The 23,480-nt window shown below is 58.0% G+C and carries 21 protein-coding genes; 12 read left to right on the top strand and 9 right to left on the bottom strand.

Features of this window, described 5'->3' with window-relative positions; all coding sequences use genetic code 11:
• Positions 1–109: 109 nt before the first annotated feature.
• From CKV99_RS00865 to ptsP, 3 genes are read left to right on the top strand one after another with little or no spacing between them, the layout of a single operon-like run.
• The gene (locus tag CKV99_RS00865) at positions 110–2,245 is read left to right on the top strand and encodes a PTS glucose transporter subunit IIA (RefSeq protein ID WP_092259964.1); all 2,136 of its coding nucleotides are present in this window, start codon (positions 110–112) and stop codon (positions 2,243–2,245) included.
• A 22-nt stretch (positions 2,246–2,267) separates the two neighbouring features.
• Entirely contained in the window at positions 2,268–3,158 is an 891-nt protein-coding gene (locus CKV99_RS00870) for a PRD domain-containing protein (protein ID WP_092259966.1), read from the top strand.
• Between the two features lie 3 nt (positions 3,159–3,161).
• A complete protein-coding gene (gene ptsP / locus CKV99_RS00875) occupies positions 3,162–4,847 on the top strand; it encodes a phosphoenolpyruvate--protein phosphotransferase (protein WP_092259968.1) in 1,686 nt (561 codons plus the stop codon).
• Here the strand turns inward: ptsP and CKV99_RS00880 are convergent.
• Both CKV99_RS00880 and CKV99_RS14170 read right to left on the bottom strand, forming a co-directional pair.
• Complete coding sequence (locus tag CKV99_RS00880; RefSeq protein ID WP_092259970.1) at positions 4,844–5,827, bottom strand: alpha/beta fold hydrolase; 984 nt, start codon at positions 5,825–5,827, stop codon at positions 4,844–4,846. The genes ptsP and CKV99_RS00880 overlap by 4 nt on opposite strands.
• Positions 5,797–6,084: a hypothetical protein gene (locus CKV99_RS14170; protein ID WP_143063459.1), complete on the bottom strand. Its 288-nt coding sequence runs from the start codon at positions 6,082–6,084 to the stop codon at positions 5,797–5,799. Before CKV99_RS14170 ends, CKV99_RS00880 begins: the two co-directional genes overlap by 31 nt.
• A gap of 253 nt (positions 6,085–6,337) precedes the next feature.
• On the opposite strand from CKV99_RS14170, the gene CKV99_RS00885 reads away from it, so the two are divergent.
• A complete protein-coding gene (locus CKV99_RS00885; protein ID WP_092259972.1) occupies positions 6,338–7,324 on the top strand; it encodes an AAA family ATPase in 987 nt (328 codons plus the stop codon).
• Positions 7,299–9,851 carry a S8 family peptidase gene (locus CKV99_RS00890; protein ID WP_092259974.1) on the top strand — a complete coding sequence of 851 codons (2,553 nt, stop codon included), beginning with the start codon at positions 7,299–7,301 and terminating at the stop codon, positions 9,849–9,851. The genes CKV99_RS00885 and CKV99_RS00890 overlap by 26 nt, the downstream gene beginning before the upstream one ends.
• A 43-nt stretch (positions 9,852–9,894) precedes the next feature.
• On the opposite strand, the gene CKV99_RS14920 is transcribed toward CKV99_RS00890, so the two are convergent.
• The 3 genes from CKV99_RS14920 to CKV99_RS14925 all read right to left on the bottom strand — a co-directional run bounded on the left by CKV99_RS14920 (position 9,895) and on the right by CKV99_RS14925 (position 13,224).
• Positions 9,895–10,017 carry a hypothetical protein gene (locus CKV99_RS14920; RefSeq protein ID WP_256232258.1) on the bottom strand — a complete coding sequence of 41 codons (123 nt, stop codon included), beginning with the start codon at positions 10,015–10,017 and terminating at the stop codon, positions 9,895–9,897.
• 52 nt (positions 10,018–10,069) lie between these two features.
• Positions 10,070–11,434, bottom strand: a complete 1,365-nt coding sequence (locus CKV99_RS00895; RefSeq protein WP_231910123.1) for a lipase family protein — start codon at positions 11,432–11,434, stop codon at positions 10,070–10,072.
• A gap of 89 nt (positions 11,435–11,523) precedes the next feature.
• Positions 11,524–13,224: a CHAP domain-containing protein gene (locus CKV99_RS14925; protein ID WP_269457277.1), complete on the bottom strand. Its 1,701-nt coding sequence runs from the start codon at positions 13,222–13,224 to the stop codon at positions 11,524–11,526.
• A 301-nt stretch (positions 13,225–13,525) separates the two neighbouring features.
• Between CKV99_RS14925 and CKV99_RS00905 the strand changes: the two genes are divergently transcribed.
• Positions 13,526–15,187, top strand: coding sequence for an IS1634 family transposase (locus tag CKV99_RS00905; protein ID WP_157728321.1), 1,662 nt, complete (start codon positions 13,526–13,528; stop codon positions 15,185–15,187).
• Here the strand turns inward: CKV99_RS00905 and CKV99_RS00910 are convergent.
• On the bottom strand, positions 15,162–15,803 hold the full coding sequence (locus CKV99_RS00910) for a CHAP domain-containing protein (protein WP_095114642.1): 642 nt from the start codon (positions 15,801–15,803) through the stop codon (positions 15,162–15,164). The two genes, CKV99_RS00905 and CKV99_RS00910, sit on opposite strands and share 26 nt — an antisense overlap.
• Before the next feature lie 247 nt (positions 15,804–16,050).
• Here CKV99_RS00910 and CKV99_RS00915 point away from each other — a divergent pair, with 247 nt between their 5' ends.
• Positions 16,051–16,221 (top strand): DUF4236 domain-containing protein, encoded by a 171-nt coding sequence (locus CKV99_RS00915; protein ID WP_092260773.1) that lies wholly within the window; start codon positions 16,051–16,053, stop codon positions 16,219–16,221.
• A 47-nt stretch (positions 16,222–16,268) separates the two neighbouring features.
• Here CKV99_RS00915 and CKV99_RS00920 read toward each other — a convergent pair whose 3' ends face one another.
• On the bottom strand, positions 16,269–17,156 hold the full coding sequence (locus CKV99_RS00920; RefSeq protein ID WP_092260775.1) for an HhH-GPD family protein: 888 nt from the start codon (positions 17,154–17,156) through the stop codon (positions 16,269–16,271).
• 30 nt (positions 17,157–17,186) lie between these two features.
• Here CKV99_RS00920 and CKV99_RS00925 point away from each other — a divergent pair, with 30 nt between their 5' ends.
• Positions 17,187–17,801, top strand: coding sequence for a carbonic anhydrase (locus CKV99_RS00925; RefSeq protein WP_092260777.1), 615 nt, complete (start codon positions 17,187–17,189; stop codon positions 17,799–17,801).
• 78 nt (positions 17,802–17,879) lie between these two features.
• A complete protein-coding gene (locus CKV99_RS00930; protein ID WP_092260779.1) occupies positions 17,880–18,563 on the top strand; it encodes a hypothetical protein in 684 nt (227 codons plus the stop codon).
• Between the two features lie 504 nt (positions 18,564–19,067).
• On the opposite strand, the gene radA is transcribed toward CKV99_RS00930, so the two are convergent.
• Entirely contained in the window at positions 19,068–20,465 is a 1,398-nt protein-coding gene (gene radA, locus CKV99_RS00940) for a DNA repair protein RadA (RefSeq protein ID WP_092260781.1), read from the bottom strand.
• Positions 20,466–20,583: 118 nt separating this feature from the next.
• Positions 20,584–21,165 (bottom strand): hypothetical protein, encoded by a 582-nt coding sequence (locus CKV99_RS00945; RefSeq protein WP_092260783.1) that lies wholly within the window; start codon positions 21,163–21,165, stop codon positions 20,584–20,586.
• A 310-nt stretch (positions 21,166–21,475) separates the two neighbouring features.
• On the opposite strand from CKV99_RS00945, the gene CKV99_RS00950 reads away from it, so the two are divergent.
• Genes CKV99_RS00950 through ispF form a run of 3 tightly spaced genes read left to right on the top strand, consistent with a single transcriptional unit; the run spans position 21,476 to position 23,445 of the window.
• Positions 21,476–22,066, top strand: coding sequence for a CarD family transcriptional regulator (locus CKV99_RS00950; protein ID WP_092260785.1), 591 nt, complete (start codon positions 21,476–21,478; stop codon positions 22,064–22,066).
• Positions 22,067–22,110: 44 nt separating this feature from the next.
• A complete protein-coding gene (gene ispD / locus CKV99_RS00955) occupies positions 22,111–22,914 on the top strand; it encodes a 2-C-methyl-D-erythritol 4-phosphate cytidylyltransferase (RefSeq protein WP_092260835.1) in 804 nt (267 codons plus the stop codon).
• Between the two features lie 51 nt (positions 22,915–22,965).
• The gene (gene ispF, locus CKV99_RS00960; RefSeq protein WP_092260787.1) at positions 22,966–23,445 is read left to right on the top strand and encodes a 2-C-methyl-D-erythritol 2,4-cyclodiphosphate synthase; all 480 of its coding nucleotides are present in this window, start codon (positions 22,966–22,968) and stop codon (positions 23,443–23,445) included.
• The last annotated feature ends 35 nt before the right edge of the window (positions 23,446–23,480 follow it).

Raw genomic sequence — 23,480 nt, forward strand, 5'->3', positions numbered from 1 at the left:
GCGCGCAAGCTCGGCGAATGAGGCAAGACCTGGGGTACGGCACAAAGCCGTGCACCCAGGTCATTTCGCTTTTCAGGGCCACAGCCCACATGTGAAGAAAGGAGCGACGATGTCGAAGATCACACTCACCGACCAGGCAACCGACATCCTGGAAGGTATCGGCGGTGCCGACAATATCGCATCGTTTACCCACTGCGCCACCCGGCTGCGTTTCGAACTGCGCGATCAATCCCTCGTGGATAAGGATCGGCTGGAAGCCAACCCGAAGGTCATGGGCGCTGTGCCCCAAGGCACCAACAATTATCAAGTCATCATCGGCGGCGACGTGGCCACCGTGTACAACGAAATACAAAGACTGCCTGAAATGCGCAACTGCACCGCAGGAGGCGGAAACAAATCCGACGCCGACATCAAAGCAGAGGCGCGCTCAAAGACCCGCGGCAAATACTCGTGGCTGGACAGTTTCTTCGAGTACCTCTCGGATTCCTTCCGCCCACTGTTAGGCGTATTGCTTGGTGCTTCGCTGATCATTGCGTTTACAGCCGTGATGGAGGCGTTCGGTGTCGTCGATACGCGTGCCGACGACAAAGCCGCCGGCTGGGTGTTCATTGATGCAATGTGGCGCTCCGTGTTCTACTTCCTGCCAGTATTCGTGGCGTACAACGCGGGCAAGAAACTCAACATTGACGCGTGGGTACCGGCCACGGTGATCTTTGCGCTGATGACACCGAATTTCATCGACCTGAAAGACCATCCGGACGCCGTCGCCACCGTCAATGAAGCACTAGGTACTGAGGTGTACTCCGTCGACATCTTCGGTCTGCCACTGCTGCTCAATGACTATGGCGGCAACGTGTTCGTCCCGCTGATCATGGCACCTGTGGCCGCCCTGGTGTACAAAGGCCTGCAGAAGGTGATTCCAAGTTCGGTCCACATGGTGTTCGTGCCATTTCTCACGCTGGTGATTGTGATCCCGCTGACCGCGTTTGTGATCGGCCCGTTTGGCATTTGGCTGGGCAATATCATTGGTGTGGGCTTGGCCTGGTTGAATGGTAACGCACCTTTCGTTTTTGCCATCCTGATCCCAATGCTCTACCCATTCCTGGTCCCACTGGGCTTGCACTGGCCACTCAACGCCCTGATGCTAGTAAACATCAACACGCTGGGCTATGACTTCATTCAAGGCCCCATGGGTGTGTGGAATTTCGCTTGCTTCGGCGCCACCGCTGGTGTGCTCATCCTGTCTATGCGTGACCGCGACCCCGCGATGCGCCAGACCGCCGGTGGCGCGCTGGCCGCAGGCCTGTTTGGCAGTATTTCGGAGCCTTCGCTCTACGGTATCCACCTGCGTTATAAGAAGATTTACCCACGCATGCTGGTCGGTTGCTTCCTGGGTGGTGTGACTATCGCCGTATTGTCCGCCGGCGCAGGCGGTGTGACCACCAAGGCGTTCGTGTTCACCTCGCTGCTGACCACGGTTGTGTTCAGCCCGATAGTGCCGTATCTCATCGCGATCGCTGTGGCTTTCTTCGTGCCGCTGCTGATCATCGTCGCCACCGACTACCGCACCCCCGAGGAGAAGGAAGAAGCACTCGCGCGGGCCCGTGCTGCCCGTGAGACCGAGGTTGAGGAATCGCCAGTGCTTAACGACGAAACCCCTGCCGAACCTGCAGCGCAGTCTGCAGCGCCTGCAGCGCCTACTGCAACCACTACGATTGCAGCACCGATTTCGGGCGAGTTCGTCGCTATGGCGGACTTGGAGGATGCTGCATTCGCGTCGGGAGCGCTTGGCGAGGCGATCGGTATTGTTCCGGATGGTGGTGGTCAGTCATCCGAGGCTGCGGATGGTGGTGGTCAGTCATCCGAGCTTGCGGATGGGCATGGTCAGTCATCCGAGCTTGCGAGGATGACTGTCGTCGCCCCGGTGTCCGGCACAGTGATCTCGGTGGTGAAGACGAAGCACGCCTACGGCCTCAAAACGGATGATGGCGTGGAGATTCTGGTGCATATCGGCATCGACACCGTGAAGATGAAGGGTGAAGGTTTCACTCCGGCGGTGGAGAAGAAACAGTACGTCACCGCTGGCGATCCACTTGCAACCGTTGATTTCAACGCAGTAGAAACCGCTGGTTTTGACACTACTGTGGTCATGACCGTGGTTAACTCGAAGAGTTTGACGGCGGTGGAAGCCACAGGTTCCGGCACGGTTGTTGCCGGTGATCCCGTGATCAGCGTGGATAAATAGGGCGAACTGCAAGGAGAACGGGATGCATATTCTGCGCGTGTTCAACAACAATGTGGTGCTGGCGAAAGACGTGGCACAGCACCGTGTGGCTAGCGCCGATGGGGAGGTCATCCTTACTGGGCGTGGCATCGGGTTCGGTGCGCGCACTGGTGATGTGGTTGATCTCGCGCGCGTGCAGAAAGTATTTGTGCCTGCCGACGGCCGCGATCCGGACCATTTGGGCGAGATGCTCGCGATGGTTCCGGAGGTGGCGATCTCCGCGATCATTGAGGCGCTTGCCGCCATCGATGCGCCCGTCGAGCTGCGCGAGAAGGTCACCCTGGTCACAGCTTTGGCGGACCACTTGCATGGTGCGATTGAGCGCCAGCGTTTCGAGCATGATTTCACCTACCCGCTGGAAGCGGAGGTGCGCCACTTGTACCCGGTGGAGCTTGATTTGGCCCAGCGGCTGCTGGCCCATATTAATCAGAACCAGAGCCTGAATTCTGCTTTGAACTTGCAGCGCCCTTTGCCGGATTCTGAGGCGATCGCGTTTGCGTTGCATTTCGTCAACGCTGGTTTTACCGCTGGCGATTTGTCCCATACGTATGCGATGACGGGTGTGATCCAGCAAATCTTGAGCGTGATTGGTGCCTTTTATGGCGTTGAGCTGGAGCAGTCGTCGATAGCTGCGGCCCGTTTTATTACCCACATGCGTTACTTATTCACCAGGTTGGCCAGTGGCGAACAGTTGGCCGGGCTGGCGAATCCTCTGACAGATCAAATCATGGCGACCTATCCGCGCGCGTTGCAGTGCGCCCAGCAGGTGGCCACCATCGTCGAGTTGCGCTTTGATGCGGATCTTAACGACGAAGAGATTGCCTATCTCACCCTCCATATCGAGCGTCTTGGCGCTCAACGAAAGGAAGCGTAAATCATGAGTACTCGCACCATCATCCACGGGGTTGGTGTTTCGGCCGGCACCACGTTTGGCCCGGCTGTGATCATCAGCCCGGCGGCAGGCGTCGATAGTAATGAGCCTGCATGTACCGACCCGGAGGCGGATACCGCCCGAATCAAGGACGTATTGCAGCAGGTTGCTGACGGTTTGAGCGCGCGTGCCGACGACGCCCCCGAGACTTCGAAAGCTATTGTGCAGGCCACCGCTGGCCTGGCAACTGACCGGGGTTTGTTACGTACTGTGACCAAGGAGTTGAAGAAGGGCTCTGGTGTTACCCGGGCGGTGCATGACGCGGTGGAGAACTTTGCCGCGAAGCTGCGCAAGCTGGGCGGCTACATGGCCGAGCGCGTGACTGACTTGTATGACGTGCGTGACCGTGCCATTGCCCGTTTGCGTGGGTTGGAAGAGCCGGGCGTGCCGACGCTGCACCAGCCCAGCGTGATTGTTGCCGTTGACCTGGCACCCGCGGAGACGGCCACACTGAACCCGGAGCTGGTGCGCGGCATCATCACCGCGGAGGGTGGCCCCACCTCCCACACTGCGATCCTGGCGGCCCAGCTGGGGATTCCGGCCGTGGTTAAAGCGACGGGCATCCTGGATCAGCTCAGTGCTGGCGAATTAGTCGCACTTGACGGTGGGGTGGGCGAGGTGATTATCGCACCGACCGACGACGATACTGATCAGTTGGCGGAGCGTTCCCGCCGCCGCGCCAGCGCCCTGGCGGGCTCCTCCGGTGAGGGCGCGACCCGGGACGGCCACCGCGTCAAACTTTTGGCCAATATTGGTACTGCCGAGGACGCTCACAAAGCCGCCAGCTTCGACCTGGAAGGTTCGGGCCTGTTCCGCACCGAGTTTCTGTTCTTGTCGCGCGAAACGGCGCCTACAGTGGAGGAACAAACCGCCACCTACACTGAGGTGCTCCAGGCGTTTGGGGATAGGCGCGTCGTCGTGCGCACCCTTGATGCTGGCGCTGACAAACCTTTAAGCTTCGCTAACTTAGGCGAAGAGGAGAATCCGGCGCTGGGTCGTCGCGGCCTGCGTTTAAGCCAGGCGCGCGAGGAGCTTCTCGACGACCAACTGGCAGCCCTGGCAGCTGCCCATAAGAACACGAGTGCAGACCTGTGGGTGATGGCACCAATGGTGTCTACCGTGGAGGAGACGAGGTGGTTCGTCGCTAAGGCGCGTGCGGCTGGCCTGCCGAAGGTGGGTGTGATGGTGGAAACTCCGGCCGCGGCGATCCGCTCTAAAAACGTGCTGTCGGAGGCAGACTTCGCGTCGATTGGCACCAATGACTTGTCGCAGTACACCATGGCCGCCGACCGCATGCAAGGAGAGCTCTCAGACCTGCTCGACCCGTGGCAGCCGGCGGTGCTGAGCATGATTAAGGCCACGTGCGACGGTGGCACCGCCACCGGTAAGCACATCGGCGTGTGCGGCGAGGCCGGCGGTGATCCGCTGCTGGCGCTCGTGCTGGTGGGGCTGGGTGTGTCGTCGCTGTCGATGGCACCGAGCAAAGTTAACGCGGTGCGTGCGGCGTTGCGCCTGCATGATCGTTCGACCTGCCAGCAGATGGCGGCCTACGCCCTTGACTCGTGGACCGCGGAAGAAGCCAAGGCAGCAGTGCTGCGGATCGCTGACCCCGTCCTGCGCGATTTGATCTAGCGCGCCGCCTTCGTCGGCGCGGGAGTAGGCACGATTCCGCACGTGCCGTTGAGCTCCTCGCCAGCAAACCGCGCATCCAACCACTCGATCACACCCGCGGACTCCATCACCAGGGGCACAGCGTGGATCAGGCCCGACTGTGAGGACAGCTTCCAATTCCCAGTGACTTCGCGCAGCTCTACCGGTGCGTCGGGCCCACCGAGTGCGCAGTAGTCGCGGGCGAGTTGGCGGACTTGTTCGGCGGGCACGAGGTTATCGCCATCAGTGGTCACAATCAGGATGGGCGATTCAACCGGCTCATTACCCAGCCGGTTCGCTCCGAGCGCACGCCGGATACGCGGGTCTTCCGCAGCGAAATGCCCAAGCGACTTGTTCCCCACCGTATAGTCTTCAAACTTGGTATCACGTGCCGAAAGTGAGGCGTCGATGACGCAGCTTTCGGCAAGGTTAGTCAGCGCCGTGAGCCCAGCCGGGGTCAGATGGTCCTGCAACGCAGCAGCGAATTCGTCGTTGCCTCCAGCAAAACCGAGGGCGGCGAAACCAGCAACAGCAGTAAGCGAATACGGGTTGCCTTGTTCTAACACCGCCACCAAGTCAGCCGGTGGTGCACCCGCGAAAGTACCCACCAGGTTCAGTTCCGGGGCGTAATCATCATGCAGTTCGGCCGCTGCGGCGGCAGCACCCCCACCTTGGGAATAGCCGAAAATAGCGACAGGGGTGTCGTCGTCAAGCACTGCCCGCGCTGCGTCCAACACCGCGTGGGCCTGCTCCGTCCGGTTCAGGTACGAATGCACCGTGCCCTGCGCCGGGCCGATATAGTCGGTCACCACCACCCGGTAACCGGCATCGGTGAGCATGTCCACAAACGGCGCCTCATAGTTCACATTCACTGAACTGCCGGACAGGCTCGACAGCATCGACGAACTCGCACTCGGCGCGCAGTGCGGCGCTACCCCACGCGTGCCCGGAGCCACCACCACCGTGCCTTTAGGGTTATGTGAGCGTTGCGAGCTTTGCGGGCCCTGCGGATCGCGCGCTTCATACACCGCCCCGGTGGCCGGAACGAGCTGGCCAGGCGATCGTCGTCAAGCACCTGCGAGGACAACTCGCTTACCGACGATCCCGAACTCGTCGCGCTGGATAGCACATCAAGGGTGGACGATCCCACCGAGCTCAGCACAGGGCTTAACGACGACAAACTGGCCACCAACCCCACCGCAAGCAGTCTTTGCATCATGTGCTGTGATGGTAGCCGATGAACCTGGCGAGTACGCGCAGATGTGAAGACACTACTTTTCCGTTCTAATCACTCAGCTCTTTTTACAAAGTTCGCTAGGATAAATTGTGTTCAATAGCGGGAATAGCAACGCCCCCGATGAGTTATGAATACATTCGCGAATGTCTGGTCGAGCCTGACACCAAGCGATTTCTCCCTGTATAGTTCGGCCGAGTTGGCTAGTTCCGGTAATCAGCTAAGGAGGCGGTGACGTATGTCGGGAAATGGAAAGCACGTGGCTGCAATGGTACGCAGCTACACCGATGGAGACGAAGCCGGATTCCACTCTGTAGCAATGCAGGTTGCCGCGCGCGAGGCCAAAGCAGGTCATACCGCAATAGCTAACGACATAAAGAAAGCCGTTCTCGCTTCAAGAGAACGGCAGCAATTGGGTTCAGTGACAAAGCTGGCCCAGCCACGTGGAGAGCTCGGTGAGCTGGTAGAAGCTACCTATCCAGAAATCAAACTAAAACAGCTTGTCGTGCCTACCGATTTGAGGAATCAGATAAAGCAGCTTTTAGCGGAACAAAGGCAGCGTAAAAACCTCCTCGACTATGGTTTCTCCCCGGCACATCGCCTCTTGTTGGAAGGGCCTCCAGGAACCGGCAAAACGATGACGGCAGCAGTGCTTGCAACAGAACTACAAATTCCGCTCATCACCGTGCGTCTCGACAGCATATTGAGCAAATACATGGGGGAGACCGCCAGCAAATTAAGGCTAGTCTTTGATGAAGTAGCCCAGCGTAGAGCCGTTTACCTATTCGACGAGTTCGATGCGCTTGGGGCAGACCGCAGCGGTAACGACGTAGGTGAAGCGCGGAGAATTCTGAACTCATTTCTGGTGTTTCTTGAAGAAGCTAGTGACGAATCTCTTGTTCTTGCTGCCACAAATCATCGTGGGATTCTAGATCAAGCTCTCTTTAGGCGGTTCGACGTAGTTTTAACCTATTCGTTGCCAGATTCTAGACAGGCCATCGCAGTGATCAAAGGACGCCTTGGCAGCCTGGCCACCGGCACGCGGATGGACAAACTCGGAGAATACACCGAGGGTCTGAGCCACGCGGAACTAGTTAAAGCCGCTGAAACGGCGGCAAAAGCGGTTATTATGCGTGGTGAATCACAAGTAACAAGAGATGACATAATCGTGGCGTTAGCATCCCGTAAGCAGGCAAGCTTTGGCAGAGCAGAACAGCAATCTTGACCATATCTATGTGCACGGACGGGCGGAATCCAAAGACTTCCGCGCTAGAGGAGGCGGAAACCCCCAGATTAAGGACGTAGACCGCCGCGCTCATGGGGAAAGACTTAGAAGCGCGGCTGAGGAAAGTTTTCAAGCCTTCGATGAACGAAAGGATGCAGCAGTCCTGCACAGTCTTGAACTGCAGGCCACGGGTACAACGATTGTAGTGCGGGGAGCAAGTGCTGAGTATCCACTTAAACTGGAATCGCTTTCTCGAATGGGCGGTAAGAACTCCCAGCCAAAATGGCTACTACTGTCAGTGCGCGGTTCGAGGAACAATGATCTCGAGCAAGCCACGATATGGGTGTCCGATGCTAACCGCAATGAGTTTCTTAGGCTTTTTGAAAAATTTATAGAAGAAGATACGAAGAGTGGGAAGCCAAAGAATCAAGCTCTAATCGCTAATATGTCAGAAATCCGTGAGGCTTTTATCGAGGACTTATGGACATCCGATACGGACCTTCCTGGAAAGGGAAAGCACTGGTGGGAGCTATGGCTTGACGCACAGAGCGCCCGGGCTGCTCAATGGCAGACCATATTGGATGGGGTGGAGATTAGATATCAGCAACGAGGCTTTGAGATAAGTGACAGGGTGGTGATATGGGTAGAAACGACACGTGAACAACTCGAACTCCTGCTTTACACCGCACTTCCGCTAGTTGAGATTAGGCCCCCAAATTTTATTGACACAGTCGAAGATTTGCCGCTCGAGGAACAGGCTGAGTACGTGGAAGAACTTGCAGAAAGGGTGCAAGCAATTGGACATGGGACTGTTCCAGCTACTGGTCAAGACGCCTCTGCCGTATGTCTCCTCGACACCGGAGTGATGCGAACACATCGTTTATTAGTCCAGTCCTTGAGCCCAGCAGACCATCACACCATTGTCGGTATTTCAGGGGTTGACGTGCATGATAAAGGGCATGGAACCTCGATGGCAGGTATAGTTCTGTATGCCGATCTCGAACCGCTTCTTCGGAGTACACACCCTGCTTATCTCACACACCGACTTGAATCGGTGCGCATGACTCCCAAAGCAGGTGAACCCAAGATTGACCCTCTGGACTATGGCAGCGCGACCGCAGAGGCTGTTTCTTTACCAGAAGTAGCCTCGAGAGACCGGCGACGGGCATTTTGCCTTACCTTGTCTACTTCTGGGGGCGAGCAACCGCTCGGAGAACCCACCTTGTGGTCTTCAGCAGTGGATGCCCTGGCTGTCGGCACAGACGTCGTGCGTGACGGCAAACAGATCAAATTGTTGTCAGAACCGGATCAAAGCCGAAGTCGGCTATTTGTAGTTGCAGCTGGCAATGTTTCTCGTTATCGCGAAGAATACAGAAAGAACTGTTTAAATGAACCCATTCACGACCCAGCGCAGGCTTGGAACGCCCTGACGGTTGGGGCCTACACTGACTTAACTCAGCGACCTAAGGATCCTCAATACACGGGTTGGAAAACAGTTGCAGAAGCAGGCGACATCTCGCCGCATACGACAACATCGCTGTGCTTTGACCAAAGCCTATGGCCGATCAAACCTGATATTTGTATGGAAGGTGGCAACGTTCTCACCGATGGGGCCGGCCTCTTCGAGGACAGGCACGCTAACTTATCTCTCAGATCTACGGGAAGAAAAAACGATCTCGACCTGACATCAGCGAATGCTACCAGCGCGGCAGCAGCGCAGGCTGCCCGACTTGCTGCGATAGCGATGAACCGCTATCCAGAATATTGGCCAGAAACAATTCGAGGATTGTTGACCCATTCAGCTGAGTGGACGGAAGTTATGAAAGATCGACTGGATCAGGCTAACAAGAAGAATGAACGCCAAGCGTTACTACGTGAATTCGGTTGGGGAACCCCTACAGAAGATGCTGTGCTTAATTCTTTCCAGAATGCGGTAACGCTGGTTACGCAGGACAGCTTCGAACCATTTACAGGTGATGACCACGCTATGCGCCAGTTCCGGTTGCATCCTCTTCCGTGGCCGACGGATGTGTTGGAAAGCTTAGGAGATAGCGAGGTGAGGTTGCGTGTCACGTTGTCTTATTTTATTGAGCCTTCTGCAAGCCGGAGGGGGTGGCGAGACAAGTACACCTACGCGTCCCATGGACTGCGTTTTGATCTTCAAGGAAGACTGGAGAGTGAACAGGACTTTATAAGCAGGATGGGGCAAGACGCTGATAAGCCTAAAGGAGATTCCAAAGGAAGCGATTCTGACCGATGGCTTGTCGGGCAAAATGCTAGATCTCGTGGTTCTCTCCATCAAGATGAATGGGTTGGTAGTGGGGCTGAACTAGCTCATTGCCAAAACTTAGCCGTGTGGCCAACAAGCGGTTGGTGGAAAAAGAACAAGAGGAAGGATAGACGTGACCTGCCAGTCCGATACGCCCTCATCCTGTCCCTAAAAACTGAAGAACAGAATGTTGACCTGTACACACCGATTGTGACCGAGCTGAACATTCCGGTGGTTACCGAGATACCAGTTTCATGATAGGCAGGGCTGAATTACCCCGCAGAACTGCAACTCGATAAAGCTAGAACCGGTGGAATTCCGACTGCCTGCAATCGGTTCCCGCGCGATCAACTCGCTGGGGCATCGGCTGGGCGATCGTCGTCATACTGGCCACCAACCCCACCGCAAACAGTCTTTGCATCATGTGCTGTGATGGTAGCCGAGGCCTTGAGAAGGTGCTCTAAGACCGCGCCTTTTTAGAAGGCGCCACAGTGGTTGGGGGCTGCAACCCCGTTGAAGCGGTCGCGCAGCCACGACGCAGCAGGCAAAGCCTGGGTGAACATGCCGCCGGCGTGGTTCAAGCCGAGCTTCGCGCCGGGGGTGAGCGCAGCAACACCTTCGTCGAGGTAAGTCACGGTGGCACCCTGGGCGCAGTAGTCGCGGGCCATCTGGGTGGTCTGCGGACTGGGCACCAGATCATCGTTGCCGCCGGTGGCCACCATGATCGGGGTAGCAAGCGGGCGCTGGCCCAACTTCTGCGACTCGAGTAGTTCGATCACGCGTGGGTCGCGAAACGCTGCCTGTGTGAATGATTCGCCCGTGGTGGTAAGCGTAGAGGTGTCTGTCATCGCCCATTGCAGGGCAGAATCCACGATGCACGCGTCCTTTGTTGAGGCGATGAACTGCCTGCCACGATCGTTAGCGATGGCATCAAAGGCCTCGGAGAAGAACGGAAAACGCTCACCCCAGCCGTGGTAAGCAAAGCCAAGCACCGAGACAATCATGGAGTTATCCACACCGTTCATCACCTCGATCATGTCGGCGGGTGCCGCACCCGAGTACGTACCCACCAGGTTGATGCCCGGAGCGTAGGTGGCGTGCTGCTCAGCCGCAGCAGCGACGGCACCACCGCCTTGCGAGTAGCCATAGAAGCCCACAGGCTGGCCCGGTTGCGTGGTGGCGCGCGCAGCGTCAAGCACCGCGTGCGCCTCTTCGGTGTGTAGCACATAGGTGTGCTGGCCTGGGGTGCCCAGCCCGATATAGTCCGTGACCACCACGCGCATGCCCAGAAGACTGGCCGCCTGGTAGAAGGCCAGCTCGTAGTTGATCCCGAGTGCTTGGTGTACTGGATCATACTGGCCCTGCAAGCCGGGGCCTTTCGACGGCGCGCACGCATCGCCCGCCCCGCGCGTACCAGGAGCGAACACGACAGTTGGCTGCGGCCCATTGCCCTGCCACGGGTTGGCAGGCTCGATGATAAAACCTGACACGGCAACAGGATCGCCGTGAATCGTGGTAGAGGAATACAAGATCTTCTCGGCATAACCCGGGAAATCAGGCCCCAGAATGTTGAGCAGCTGCGGGGCCGGCTGTGTACGGATTAAAGTGCCCGGTGCCGGTATCTCCTCCGGCGGCAGGTAGAACGGGTCTTGCCACGCAACGCCACTATCGACGTAGCTGGACTGCGCCTGCGGCGCAGGCAGCACTGGATCGTGGGACTGGGTTAGAAATGGCTGAGATATTTCAGCACCTGCCGGGGTTGGTGCTCCCGCCAGAATAACAACTGAGGCAGCAGCGCAGCTAAGCCATTGGTTGCGAGCTTTTCGACGGTTCTTGAGCATATCTAGGGATCTTAACCGCACTATGTCGATGCAACAACGCCTACGAAGCGCCAACGTTGCTGCAAGTAGGAACGAGCCGTACCGTAAACTTAGAACGGAAGCGCTACTCCGGTTCCTCCCACAAGTGCGGGCAGCCCCACAAGTGCAGCAATAACTGTGATCAGCGCGATAACTCCAGCGATGATGCCACCTTCTGAAGAAGCGGCGCCGGATGGAGCGTCTGACTGTGGTGCTGGCTGTGGGTCTTCCCCACTTGGTCCAGGCTCTGGTGCTGGTGCTGGTGTTGGCGCAGGCGAAGGTGCTGGCTTCACCTCTGCCTTGAGATGGTGGTACGGTGCAGCTTGGCCTGCGCGGTCAATGGCAACGTGGTCCACTGTCACTGCCTTATCGCCTGATTTATCCTGGGCTACGGGCACGCCACCTTTTACAACATAACCTTTTCCGGTTTTGTGGGCTTTGAGCTGCGTTCCATCAGCCGGGTTGACCCGCAAGTTATTCCATACTGGTGCGGTACCGGCACGTTTGATGGCTTCAAGATCAACCCAGTACGCGGTTTTCTCGCCACCAATATTGTCCCAATTACTGATGTAGATCGGGGCCCCACCAGCCATCACATAAGTTGTTCCATGGAGGGGATCGCCTGGTTTGCGGCCTTGGATGATGGTGCCATCCGATGGATACTTGTTGAGGAACTGCCAAGCACCCTCGCCACCTGCGTTATCAATTGCGCGGGAATCGACCGTGACTAACGGGCGAGGCCCGCCGATATGGTTCCAGTCGCCTACCGGGATTGGGGCGCCACCTTGGACCACGTAGACGGTGCGGGAAGATACAGCCCCGTCACCGCCTGCGAAGAGGAACGTGTCGTTAGCTGGGCGGGCGCGAAGCCGGTCGTAAGGGTACCCGTGGTCGGCTCGGAAAATGGTGGCTAGATCAACGTCGATATAAGGCTTTCCTCCGCCGATGTGGTCCCAATTCGAGACGTAGATTGGTGCGCCACCTGCGATGACGAAAACCGAGTTGGTGAACTTGTGGCCAGGTTGCGTGCCACGGATGATGGTGCCGTCCTTCGGGTATTTGCGCAGTTTGTTCCACTCTGCGTCGTTGACCGCGCGCACGTTCCGCGATCCTGATACGTGGTCGAAGTTTGTGACGTAGATCGGTGCGCCACCGGCGACACGGTAGACATGCCCCTTGTATGCGATGGTGTCGCCGTCTTTCACCGGCTGCGGGGCGGGAGGTGTATCGACGATTCCGCCGGAACGCTTAATCGCAGCATTGTCGGCGTGGATATAGCCGGTGGGCAGATGATTCCCAGAAACAACTTGGCGGACATTGATATTGTCGCCGTAGGAGTCCCAGGTGACTTCGATGGAGCCGTCGGCATTGACCTTTTCAACGACACCGACGTGACCGTAGGAATGGCCCCAGTGACGGGATGTCCAGTCGCTACTCCAGTACGCAATAGCACCGACTGCGGGCGTGTTGTTCTTCGCACCTGGGGCGCGGTGCCACCACTCATAGGCGTTGCCCCACGTGCCTTGATCCGGCACGCCCCCTTTAGCCAGGCGATATGCAACATAGCGGGTGCAATTGTGAACACCACCGTAGTAACGGGTGTCTGCCCACGTGTTGGTGTACGGCCTATACCCACTGAACGCGAGGCAACCGTAGGAGCCGACTTCCTTGCACAGGTTATGCACGGCAGCGTTTGCCTGGGGCGCGCTCAGCCCAGCCAAAACGGCCAGACTTGCCACAAGAGTGATCATTGTTCTGAGGGAAGTGCGCATTACGATACAGTCCTTTTAGTCCTTTTGGTTTTAAGCCGAAAGCTGAAATAAGGGAAAGTGATGATGGCGTCAGATTATCGTTGATCAGGCCGCCATCGCACCCGAAAAGCGTGGATGTTTCTACAGGTGACAACCATTTCGGTGCCCCAGGAATAGGGGGCAGCTACCGTCGATTGAAAGGGCCTGTCCGCCTGACTTCCACAAGAACATGTGTTCTAGGGGTGTGATTTTGGTTTGACCTTGGGGTTTGTTTTTTGTTGGGTGGGTGTTGGGGGACTAATTGGGGTGATAGGGTTAGCGGGTGGCGTCTATTAAGTGTGCTCGTACTGCTTCGGGGGCGGTGAGTGTGCAAGTAGTACGAAAAGTTGGTGGGCGTACTGAGGTGATTAAGCATTTTGGGTCTGCTCATGATGATGGGCAGTTGGCGGTGTTGTATTTAGCTGCGGAGTCTTTTTTAGGCCGTGGCCAGCAGTTATCGTTGCCACTTGAAGGTGTAGGTGATGATCGGCATATCCCGGTGATGGATGATTTTGCTGATTATCGTCACCGTGATGACAGTGTTGATCAGCAGGAACTTGATCTTGGTGCGGTTCAGACACACACCGAGTCGGTGCATGCTGCCCAGGATTCGGGTGCTGGTGATCGGTTATCGGGTAGTCGGGATGGGCAGGCTCGGGTGGTTGATACTGCGAATAAAGTGTTGTGGCAGGTGCTTGCGCGGGTGTGGGATGTGTTGGATTTCGGGATTGATGATCCCTCGTTTCAGGCGATGGTTATTGCCCGGATTGTTGAGCCAACCTCAAAAGCCCAGGTAGGGCGGGTACTGACAGGTCTTGGTCAGCCTTCCCGGCATGTTAATACCTGGTACAACACACTAAAACGTGCTGTTAAAAATGATTATCGGGCTCGTATTGGTGCTGCATGTCATCGTTATGTGCGTTCACGTCATCAGGTGACAATGGTGTTATATGACGTGACCACCTTGTATTTTGAGACACCGAAAGAAGACGAGCTACGCAAAGTTGGGATGAGCAAAGAACGCCGTGTTGATCCTCAGATCGTGGTCGGCCTGATTACTGATCTGGAAGGGTTCCCGCTTCACGTGGAATTTTTTCACGGTAAAACAGCCGAAACAACAACATTGATCCCGATGATCAACGCCTATATCCAAGCCCATGATCTTGTTGGTGTCGTCGTTGTTGCTGACGCGGCGATGCTATCAGCAAAAAACCTAGATGCACTTGATGCCGAGGGTATTGACTACATTGTTGCTGACCGACTGAAAAAAGCGCCCTACGACATCACACTTGATCCCGATGACGAGGACAGTATCGATGCTCATGATGGTGCCATCGTTGAAACCACCAAAACAATGGGAACAGGTACACAGGCTATACAGCGACGTGCGGTGATCGGGTTTAGTGCCAAACGCTACCGCTACGACATCAGCTCGCTAGATAAACAACGCCAGAAAGCACACGAGATAGCCACCAAGAAACGCTCAGCACGCCTACCGAGATTTGTGGCCAAGAAAAACGGGCAGTTTGTCATCAACGAACAAACCTTTGCTCAAGCCCGGGGTTTAGCAGGATGGAAAGGCTACGTCACCAGTATCGATGCCCAACAGGTAGACGGCAGTCAGATCATCGGGTTTTATCACCAGCTCTACCACATCGAGCAGGCCTTTCGAATGGCGAAAACAGACCTTGATGCGCGCCCAATGTATCACCACACCGAAACCGCTATCACCGCACACATCACCGTTGTCTTCGCCGCCCTAGCCCTGTCAAAACACATCTACCTGACCACCAACACCACCGCCCCGAAACTAGTCCAACGCCTCAGCACCTACCGCCACAGCACAATCGAAATCAACAACACCCGCATAACCATCCCACCCGCAATAACACCAAAAGACCAACAACTAATCAACACCCTCACCCAACACAAACCGGGGGACTAAACCCAATTGTGTAAGTCAGGTTGTATGCGATGGTGTCGCCGTCTTTCACCGGCTGCGGGGCGGGAGGTGTATCGACGATTCCGCCGGAACGCTTAATCGCAGCATTGTCGGCGTGGATATAGCCGGTGGGCAGATGATTCCCAGAAACAACTTGGCGGACATTGATATTGTCGCCGTAGGAGTCCCAGGTGACTTCGATGGAGCCGTCGGCATTGACCTTTTCAACGACACCGACGTGACCGTAGGAATGGCCCCAGTGACGGGATGTCCAGTCGCTACTCCAGTACGCAATAGCACCGACTGCGGGCGTGTTGTTCTTCGCACCTGGGGCGCGGTGCCACCACTCATAGGCGTTGCCCCACGTGCCTTGATCCGGCACGCCCCCTTTAGCCAGGCGATATGCAACATAGCGGGTGCAATTGTGAACACCACCGTAGTAACGGGTGTCTGCCCACGTGTTGGTGTACGGCCTATACCCACTGAACGCGAGGCAACCGTAGGAGCCGACTTCCTTGCACAGGTTATGCACGGCAGCGTTTGCCTGGGGCGCGCTCAGCCCAGCCAAAACGGCCAGACTTGCCACAAGAGTGATCATTGTTCTGAGGGAAGTGCGCATTACGATACAGTCCTTTTAGTCCTTTTGGTTTTAAGCCGAAAGCTGAAATAAGGGAAAGTGATGATGGCGTCAGATTATCGTTGATCAGGCCGCCATCGCACCCGAAAAGCGTGGATGTTTCTACAGGTGACAACCATTTCGGTGCCCCAGGAATAGGGGGCAGCTACCGTCGATTGAAAGGGCCTGTCCGGGCAGGGCCGAGCCGAGCAGACGCGGCCCGAACTCCGCCGCGCTATACTGCGAAGCCATGGGCTTGTACTACCGCGATAAGAAGAAGATCGGCAAGAATTCCTGGATCAACGTATCTAAATCTGGGGTGTCCACCTCTACGAAGATTGGTCCGGTGACCCTGAATTCACGAGGCGGTTTCTGGGTGAACCTGCCCGGTGGGCTGAATTTCCGTGGCCGCTGGAAGTAGAGGGCCTCGCACACTCGAGCCTCGCACACTCGGGCCGGGACAGCGGGTTAGGCGCGGGGTAGGTGGAACAGACCCGCGTTATCCTGCTCGGCTAGGCCATCGTCGATAAGCGAAAATAAAGCTCGGTCGCGCTGGGCGTCATCCGGCCAAACAATGTCGATGCTGGCGCGCGGCACCGGCCCGTCCGCCTCGCGTAGCACCTTCATGATTAAACCGCGCACCTGCCGGTCAGTGCCCGCGAATTTCTGGACTTTCTTCTTGCGCAGCTCATCTTCAGTCGGTGCGGGTTTGCCCGCCTGCAACCAATGACAGTGCGACGGGACAGGACACTCGCCGCACCGTGGCGCCGTGGCGGTACAAATCAGGGCACCCAACTCCATTAATCCCGCGGAAAATGTGGGGCCGTGGTCGTCGGGAAGCAAAGCGGCTACCTCGCTCAACTCGCGCTTCGACGCGGGTGGGGCGAGCGGGCGGCCATCCACCATGCGGGCGTACACGCGGCGCACATTCGTATCCACCACCGGCACATTCTGGCCAAACGCGAAACACGCCACCGCGCGCGCCGTGTACTGCCCAATCCCTGGCAGCGACAACAGTTCGTCCACATCGTCCGGGACTTGCCCGTCGTGCTTATCGACGATCACCTGCGCGCACTCCAACAGGCGCAGCGCACGCCGCGGATACCCCAAGCTGCCCCAGGCGCGCAACACCTCGGCCGGCTGGGCTGCAGCAAAGGTGGCAGGGTCAGGCCAGCGCTCAACCCACTGCTGCCAGATCGGGGCGACACGCGCCACAGGGGTCTGCTGGCTCATCACCTCAGACAGCAGGATGGCCCAGGCAGTGGTGCTAGGGCTGCGCCAAGGCAGATCGCGGGCGTTTTCCTGAAACCACGCGATAATGGTTGCGCGGGGAAAATTGGTGGCGTTCGTGCTCATTCGGTCAAGCCTAGGTGAGATAATACCGATATGCCGCATAACAAAACACCGCAGGAAATTTGGGACATGCTCAAGGAAGGAAACCGTCGCTTTGCCGGGCAGTCTGCCCAACACCCACATTCCACCTCCGAGCGCTTGCAGGAACTCCAAAGCGGGCAGGACCCGATCGCTGCCGTGTTGGCGTGCTCGGACTCGCGTGCGCCGGTTGAGTTGATCTTCGACACTGGCTTCGGTGACCTTTTTGTTGTCCGCACCGCAGGGGAGTGCACCGATGCTGCGGTGCTGGGGTCGCTGGAATTTGCTGTAAAAAACCTCAATATTGGGCTGGTGATTGTGCTTGGCCATGAAAACTGTGGGGCAGTAGGCGCTGCGATCTACGCGACTAAAACCGGTGAAGTACCGGTGGATTCGCAGCGCGTGTTCATCGAAAAGATTGTGCCCAGTGTGCTCGAATCAAAGGGCGACGGTGAGATCGAATCCGACAACGTCGAAGCGGCCCACGCGGCCATTACCGCAGAACAGCTAATCATGCGAATTCCGTCGATTGATGAGGCGCTGCGGGCTGGCGAGCTGGGCGTAGTGGCGGCGCGCTACCGGTTGTCCGACGGCCAAATCGAAGAGGTGGCCAAGCACGGCGTGCGCTAGCGGGCGGGCAGCAGATCTTCAGACACGCCGCGACGTGAATGTCGCAGGTTAGCCTTATGGGGTTTTAAAGTTGATGGTGTGACACAACAACCGCATCGACTCCCCGAGAAGTACTACGTCCGCCGCCGCGTTGCCGCGGTGTTGATCATCCTTGTCGTCGTTGCGCTTATTGTGTGGGGGCTGGTTGCGTGGGGGCGCTCCGCAGCAAACAATGAGGCGGACACGGAGACTGTTAGCTCCGCACCCCCAACCCCGGCCACCCCGACCGTCGAGCTTGACGACGAGACCACCACCGAATCCGCGAGAGAAACAGAACCGGAAAAAACCACCGAGCCGGAAAAAACCACCGAAAACTTAGCGGACAAAAAGACGTGTGACGTAGATGATCTTAAGATTGTCGCGTCGACCAATAAGCCGACCTACGGTGCAGGCGAACAGCCTGAGTTGTTCATGGAGGTGACCAATCCGACGGCCGCCGACTGTGAGATCACGCTTGACGACGATTCCTTACGGTTTGAAGTCTATGACATGGAGACCAACGAACGCGTCTGGGCCGACACGGACTGCTACCCCTCGGTGGTCACCGGTGAGGTGACGTTCGAGGCGGGGAATACTCGTAATTACCAGGCGGTGTGGTCGCGGACCGGGTCCGCGCCGGGGCAGTGTTCCAACCGTTTGCCCGTCGACGATGGTGCCTATTTCTTCTACGGCGTGATCGAGAACAATAACTCTGATGCCGCCACTTTCAACCTGACCAGCTAGCTCGCAAGCTCGCTAGCTGAAAGATCCGCAAGGCTCGCAAGCTCGCTAGCTGAAAGATCCGCAAGCTCGCTAGCAGCGCGGGACAATCTCGCGAACTAGTATTTCTTCGGTGCTCGGGAAGTTCAGGGCGCGCAGTGGCGGTTGAGGTGAGCAGCTCGGAGTCGGGCAATCAGTCCAGGGCTGCAGTGATGTCGGCGACGTCCTCTGCTGCAGGTATACCGGGGGAGACAATGTAGTCGCGGACCAGCAGGTTAATCTGGTCGTCATTGTTGCCCCGAAGCTCGGTGAGCTGAAGGGAAAGCCGGCACGCTTCGTTAACAGTTCGCGCTGCAGGACGCTCAGGACATCAGAGACGGTGGCGTAGTTGTTCATCTCCGCGACAAAGAGGCGCTGGTTTGCCAGGTCGAGGCCATCGCGCAGCTCGGTGCCGGGTGCCATTTGAACTAGGGCTTCGCGTGAGTGTTGCGGGAGCTGCCGACGACGAATCACTCACATGACACGACGTTAGTTCTTGTGTGGTGTCAACACACTGAGGGCTGCGGCCAAGGTGCTAACCTGCGAAATCTGCATCCCGGCCACCGAGAGTTTCTCACCCGCCGGGACGATGGCGCGCTCATAGCCTAAACGCGCTGCCTCCTGGAGCCGGCGGGCAAGGTTTGGGACGCGCCGTAGCTCGCCGGCCAGCCCGACCTCGCCAATCACCACGGTTTTCGGCGGTAGCGCCGTTTCATGCAGGCTGGACCAGGTGGCTAATGCTACGGCGAGGTCAGTGGCCGTTTCCGTAATTTTGACTCCGCCGACCGTTGCCACATACGCGTCTTTATCATTAGTGCGCTGCCCACAGCGTGCCTGTAACACAGCCAACACCATGGGCACCCGGTTGAAATCGAGGCCGGTAACTACTCGTCGTGGCGACTTGTTGACAGGCTCGACGGTGAGCGCTTGCACTTCTGCCAGCATGGGGCGCACCCCGTCCATCGCAACAGTGACCGCTGAGCCATCAGGGGTTTGCCCCCGATGTGAAAGAAACAACCCGCTGGGGTCCGGCACTTCGCGAATCCCGTCGGAAGTTTGCTCGAAGCAGCCCACCTCATCTGTCGCCCCGAAACGATTTTTCATACCCCGCAGCATGCGCAGGCTGGATTGCCTGTCTCCCTCAAAGTTCAACACCACATCCACCAGGTGTTCCAGCACACGCGGGCCGGCCACGTTGCCATCCTTGGTGACGTGGCCGACCAGCAAAATCGGGATATTGGTGGTTTTGGCCAGGCTGGTCAGCGCCGCAGTGACCGCCCGTGACTGCGCCACGCCTCCGGCCACGCCCTCGACACCGGGCGCGATCATCGTCTGCACTGAATCGATAATGATCAGGCTCGGCTTGATCTGGTCTACGTGGCCAAACACCACGTCTAGGTTAGATTCCGCGGCTAAAAATAGGGTGTCTTTCAGCCCACCTGTACGCTCGGCGCGTGATCGGACTTGCCCGGCGGATTCCTCCGCGGTCACATACAACGCTTGCCGACGATTAACTCCCGCCCATTTGCTAGCCACCTCCAGCAGGAGGGTGGATTTACCTACACCGGGCTCGCCCGCCATTAAAACCACGGAGCCGGGGACAACGCCTCCACCTAGGACCCGGTCAAGCTCCCCAATCCCGGAGGCTTGACGGGCTGTTGCGGACGCATCCACCTGCGTTATCGGCTGCGCTGGCGCGGTCGGCGTGAGCGCTTGAATCTGCGCATTGCGCGCCGACGCCCCGCCTGCGCCACCGGCCCCTGCGCGAGTGGCCACCGACTCCTGTAACGTGCCCCACGAACCACAATCGGGGCAGCGCCCCAACCACTTCGGGGACGAATACCCGCACTCAGAGCAGGTGTGCACGGTTTTCTGTTTCTTCGCCATAGTAAATATCAGCCTAGAACACACACCCGACACGGGCTCACCAGCACACAAAAACCGCAGCACCACCAGTGGTGATACTGCGGCAATAGTGATGAAGTGATCGTCGTTAAGCGCGGGCCTAGTGTCCGCCCAACTTTTCCTGCATCTCGTTGGACACGTTGGTCTCAGGTCCGCGGTCAACCTGGCCAGCAGGGGGCGCAGGAGCGGACACGGCCGCGTTCACGGTGATCTGGCCGGTGTTGAAATTAAACACAACTTCCTCGGTGCCCGCGTAGGCGAAGTCCTGATTTTCCACCTCGGTCTCCACATACTGCACGCAGCCATCGCCCTGCGGGATGGAATCAATGAAATCGGCGGAACCTGCAACGACCGTGCAGTTGTACCCCAGCGGCTTCACCGGATCCATGTCGACCTGCTGGCCGGCAACGGTAACGGACTCCAGCACGTGCTCGGCGTGGGTGACGTCCTGGTTGGTGGCAGTGAACTTCAACGATGCGTCGCCGGTATCCTCCAGCACGATGGTGACATCCTGGACGGAGATCTCATCGTTTTCAGAAAATGCGGTAGCGCCGTCGATTGGTGCGACCTGGCTTGCTGTCTGAGTGATCTGACCCGCGGAGCACGAGGCGAGCAGCAGGGCGGACAGGGCAGCGGCGGAAACGGCTGCTCCGCGACGCAGTGCCGACTTCTGGGACTTCACTAGGGGTGTCCTCCATCGTTGTGAGTTCACGGTGCGCGCTTTCCGACGATCCCTCGTGGCAACCACAGTTCACCTCGCGCGCGCAACCATAAACAGGGCGTGTATCAACCAGTGAGCTTAGTATTAATGCCTGCTAGATACACACTTTCCGACGATTGCGGGTGAACCGTGTGCTCAACGGCGTGAACGCGTTGGGGTCAACCGGGGGTAAACTTTTCTGATTTTGCTTACCCCCGCCACCAGATCGGGTGACCTTTTTACAAGGTGCTAGACTGGGTGAGACAAATTGTGGCTGGACAAAGGAGCGTCAATGGAATTCAAAGTCGGAGAAGTGGTCGTTTACCCACATCACGGAGCCGCCCGCATCACCGACATCGAACAGCGTGAGATGGGGGGAGAAAACCTTGAGTTTCTCGTGCTGAAGATCCTCCAGTCCGACCTCGAGGTGCGAGTTCCCACGAAAAACACCGAAATGGTGGGTGTGCGCGACGTTGTGGGTAAAGAGGGCCTGGAAAAAGTGTTTTCTGTGCTGCGTGAAACCGATGTGGAAGAAGCCGGCAACTGGTCCCGCCGCTACAAGGCCAACCAGGAGCGGCTCGCCTCCGGTGACATCAACAAGGTCGCCGAAGTAGTCCGCGACCTGTGGCGCCGCGATCAAGACCGGGGCCTGTCCGCCGGTGAGAAACGGATGCTGGCCAAAGCCCGCCAAATCCTCGTTGGTGAACTAGCATTAGCGCAGCCTGTCGACGAAGACAAGGCCGAATCCATGCAGAAAACCATTGAGGAAATGATGCAGCGCCACGCCAAGGCGGCGCAACCGGCGGATACCCGCGACCAATTCGACGAAGACGACGACATCGACATTGATGATTTGAGCTTCGATGACGAAGACGACGAATAAGCCACCAGCCTGACCACCACCGCACCGTGCCCGTCATGCCCGTCATGCCCGCCCCCGCACCTGTCACTGCCACCCCACGCCGCGTCATCGCCCTGATCGCAGCTGCCGGTCGCGGTACCCGCTTGGGGGCGGAGATCCCCAAGGCATTTGTCCCCCTACGTGGCCGCACGCTGGTCGAACGCTCAGTGACAGCGATGGAAACCGCCGAAATTGTCGACGAAATCATCGTGCTCGTCAGCCCCGACATGGAAGACCACGCCCGCCGCACGTTGGAAACACACCCGAACATCCGCTTCGTGCACGGTGGGGGCGAGCGCGCCGACTCGATCTGGGCAGGTGTGCAGGCCATCAAAGACACTAATGCTGTGGTACTGATCCACGATGCCGCCCGCGCGCTGACCCCACCCGGAATGATTGCGCGCGTTGCCCGCACCGTGCTAGCCGGCGCCGATGCCGTGATTCCCGTTGTGCCAGTTGCAGACACCATCAAACAGGTAGCGGGCCAGAGGGTCGTCGGCACGCCCGATCGCGCCAGCCTCCGCGCCGTCCAAACCCCGCAAGGCTTCGACCTTGCGTTGCTGCGCCGCGCCAACGAGCAGTACTTTACGACGACCGACCCTGGCTTTGTCGCCACCGACGATGCCAGCCTCATGGAATGGTACGGCGTGGATGTGACCTGCGTTAACGGCGACCCGATGGCGTTTAAGATCACCACCCCAATCGACCTCACCCTGGCTACCACCATAACTAACGAAGCCGAACCAACCGTGTTCGAAGTACCTGGCAACCACCGCCCCGCCAGCGCCGACCAGCCACCTGGTAGGCCCCCAGAAAACGTTGCCGACTAGACAGTCAATCTGAAGCCAACCTTTCGTCAGTGAATCAGAAGGAGCCCATCTATGGCCGAAATCAACAACCTGCGGGTGGGTACCGCGTTTGATGCCCACCAGATCCAGGCCGGGAAAGATTGCTGGATTGCTGGTGTGCTGTTCGACGGCGACCACGGCTGCGAGGGCCACTCCGACGGCGATGTCGTCTCCCACGTTGTGGTTGATGCGGTGCTGTCGGCTTGCGGGCTGGGGGACCTGGGCAGTTTCGTCGGCGTGGGCCAGCCGGAATATGACGGGGTGACCGGCGTGCAGCTGCTCACCGAGCTGAGCGAGCTACTCGAAGAACACGACTATCGGGTGCTCAACGTGAGCGCCCAGCTGATCGCCCAGACCCCCAAGTTCGGGCCGCGCCGCGCAGAGGCACAGCAAGTGTTGTCGGAAGCGCTCGGCGCCCCAGTTAGCGTGGCTGCGACCACGACCGACCACATGGGCTTTACCGGCAGGGGTGAAGGCCGCGCGGCGATCGCGACCGCCCTGGTGGAGTTGTAGGGGCCGAGTTGTAGGCAGCGCGGAGGAAAAACGAC

The organism is Corynebacterium cystitidis (assembly GCF_900187295.1).
GTDB classification, from domain to species: Bacteria; Actinomycetota; Actinomycetes; order Mycobacteriales; family Mycobacteriaceae; genus Corynebacterium; species Corynebacterium cystitidis.

Bases quoted from the DNA above. Each gene is read 5' to 3' on its own strand.
- CKV99_RS00920 (WP_092260775.1), bottom strand. From the start codon at position 17,156: ATGAGCACGAACGCCACCAATTTTCCCCGCGCAACCATTATCGCGTGG.
- CKV99_RS00895 (WP_231910123.1), bottom strand. From the start codon at position 11,434: ATGCTCAAGAACCGTCGAAAAGCTCGCAACCAATGGCTTAGCTGCGCT.
- CKV99_RS00910 (WP_095114642.1), bottom strand. From the start codon at position 15,803: ATGCGCACTTCCCTCAGAACAATGATCACTCTTGTGGCAAGTCTGGCC.
- CKV99_RS14925 (WP_269457277.1), bottom strand. From the start codon at position 13,224: ATGCGCACTTCCCTCAGAACAATGATCACTCTTGTGGCAAGTCTGGCC.
- CKV99_RS00870 (WP_092259966.1), top strand. From the start codon at position 2,268: ATGCATATTCTGCGCGTGTTCAACAACAATGTGGTGCTGGCGAAAGAC.
- CKV99_RS00925 (WP_092260777.1), top strand. From the start codon at position 17,187: ATGCCGCATAACAAAACACCGCAGGAAATTTGGGACATGCTCAAGGAA.
- ptsP (WP_092259968.1), top strand. From the start codon at position 3,162: ATGAGTACTCGCACCATCATCCACGGGGTTGGTGTTTCGGCCGGCACC.
- CKV99_RS00950 (WP_092260785.1), top strand. From the start codon at position 21,476: ATGGAATTCAAAGTCGGAGAAGTGGTCGTTTACCCACATCACGGAGCC.
- CKV99_RS14170 (WP_143063459.1), bottom strand. From the start codon at position 6,084: ATGATGCAAAGACTGCTTGCGGTGGGGTTGGTGGCCAGTTTGTCGTCG.
- CKV99_RS00885 (WP_092259972.1), top strand. From the start codon at position 6,338: ATGTCGGGAAATGGAAAGCACGTGGCTGCAATGGTACGCAGCTACACC.
- radA (WP_092260781.1), bottom strand. From the start codon at position 20,465: ATGGCGAAGAAACAGAAAACCGTGCACACCTGCTCTGAGTGCGGGTAT.
- ispD (WP_092260835.1), top strand. From the start codon at position 22,111: ATGCCCGCCCCCGCACCTGTCACTGCCACCCCACGCCGCGTCATCGCC.
- CKV99_RS00865 (WP_092259964.1), top strand. From the start codon at position 110: ATGTCGAAGATCACACTCACCGACCAGGCAACCGACATCCTGGAAGGT.
- ispF (WP_092260787.1), top strand. From the start codon at position 22,966: ATGGCCGAAATCAACAACCTGCGGGTGGGTACCGCGTTTGATGCCCAC.
- CKV99_RS00915 (WP_092260773.1), top strand. From the start codon at position 16,051: ATGGGCTTGTACTACCGCGATAAGAAGAAGATCGGCAAGAATTCCTGG.
- CKV99_RS14920 (WP_256232258.1), bottom strand. From the start codon at position 10,017: ATGATGCAAAGACTGTTTGCGGTGGGGTTGGTGGCCAGTATGACGACG.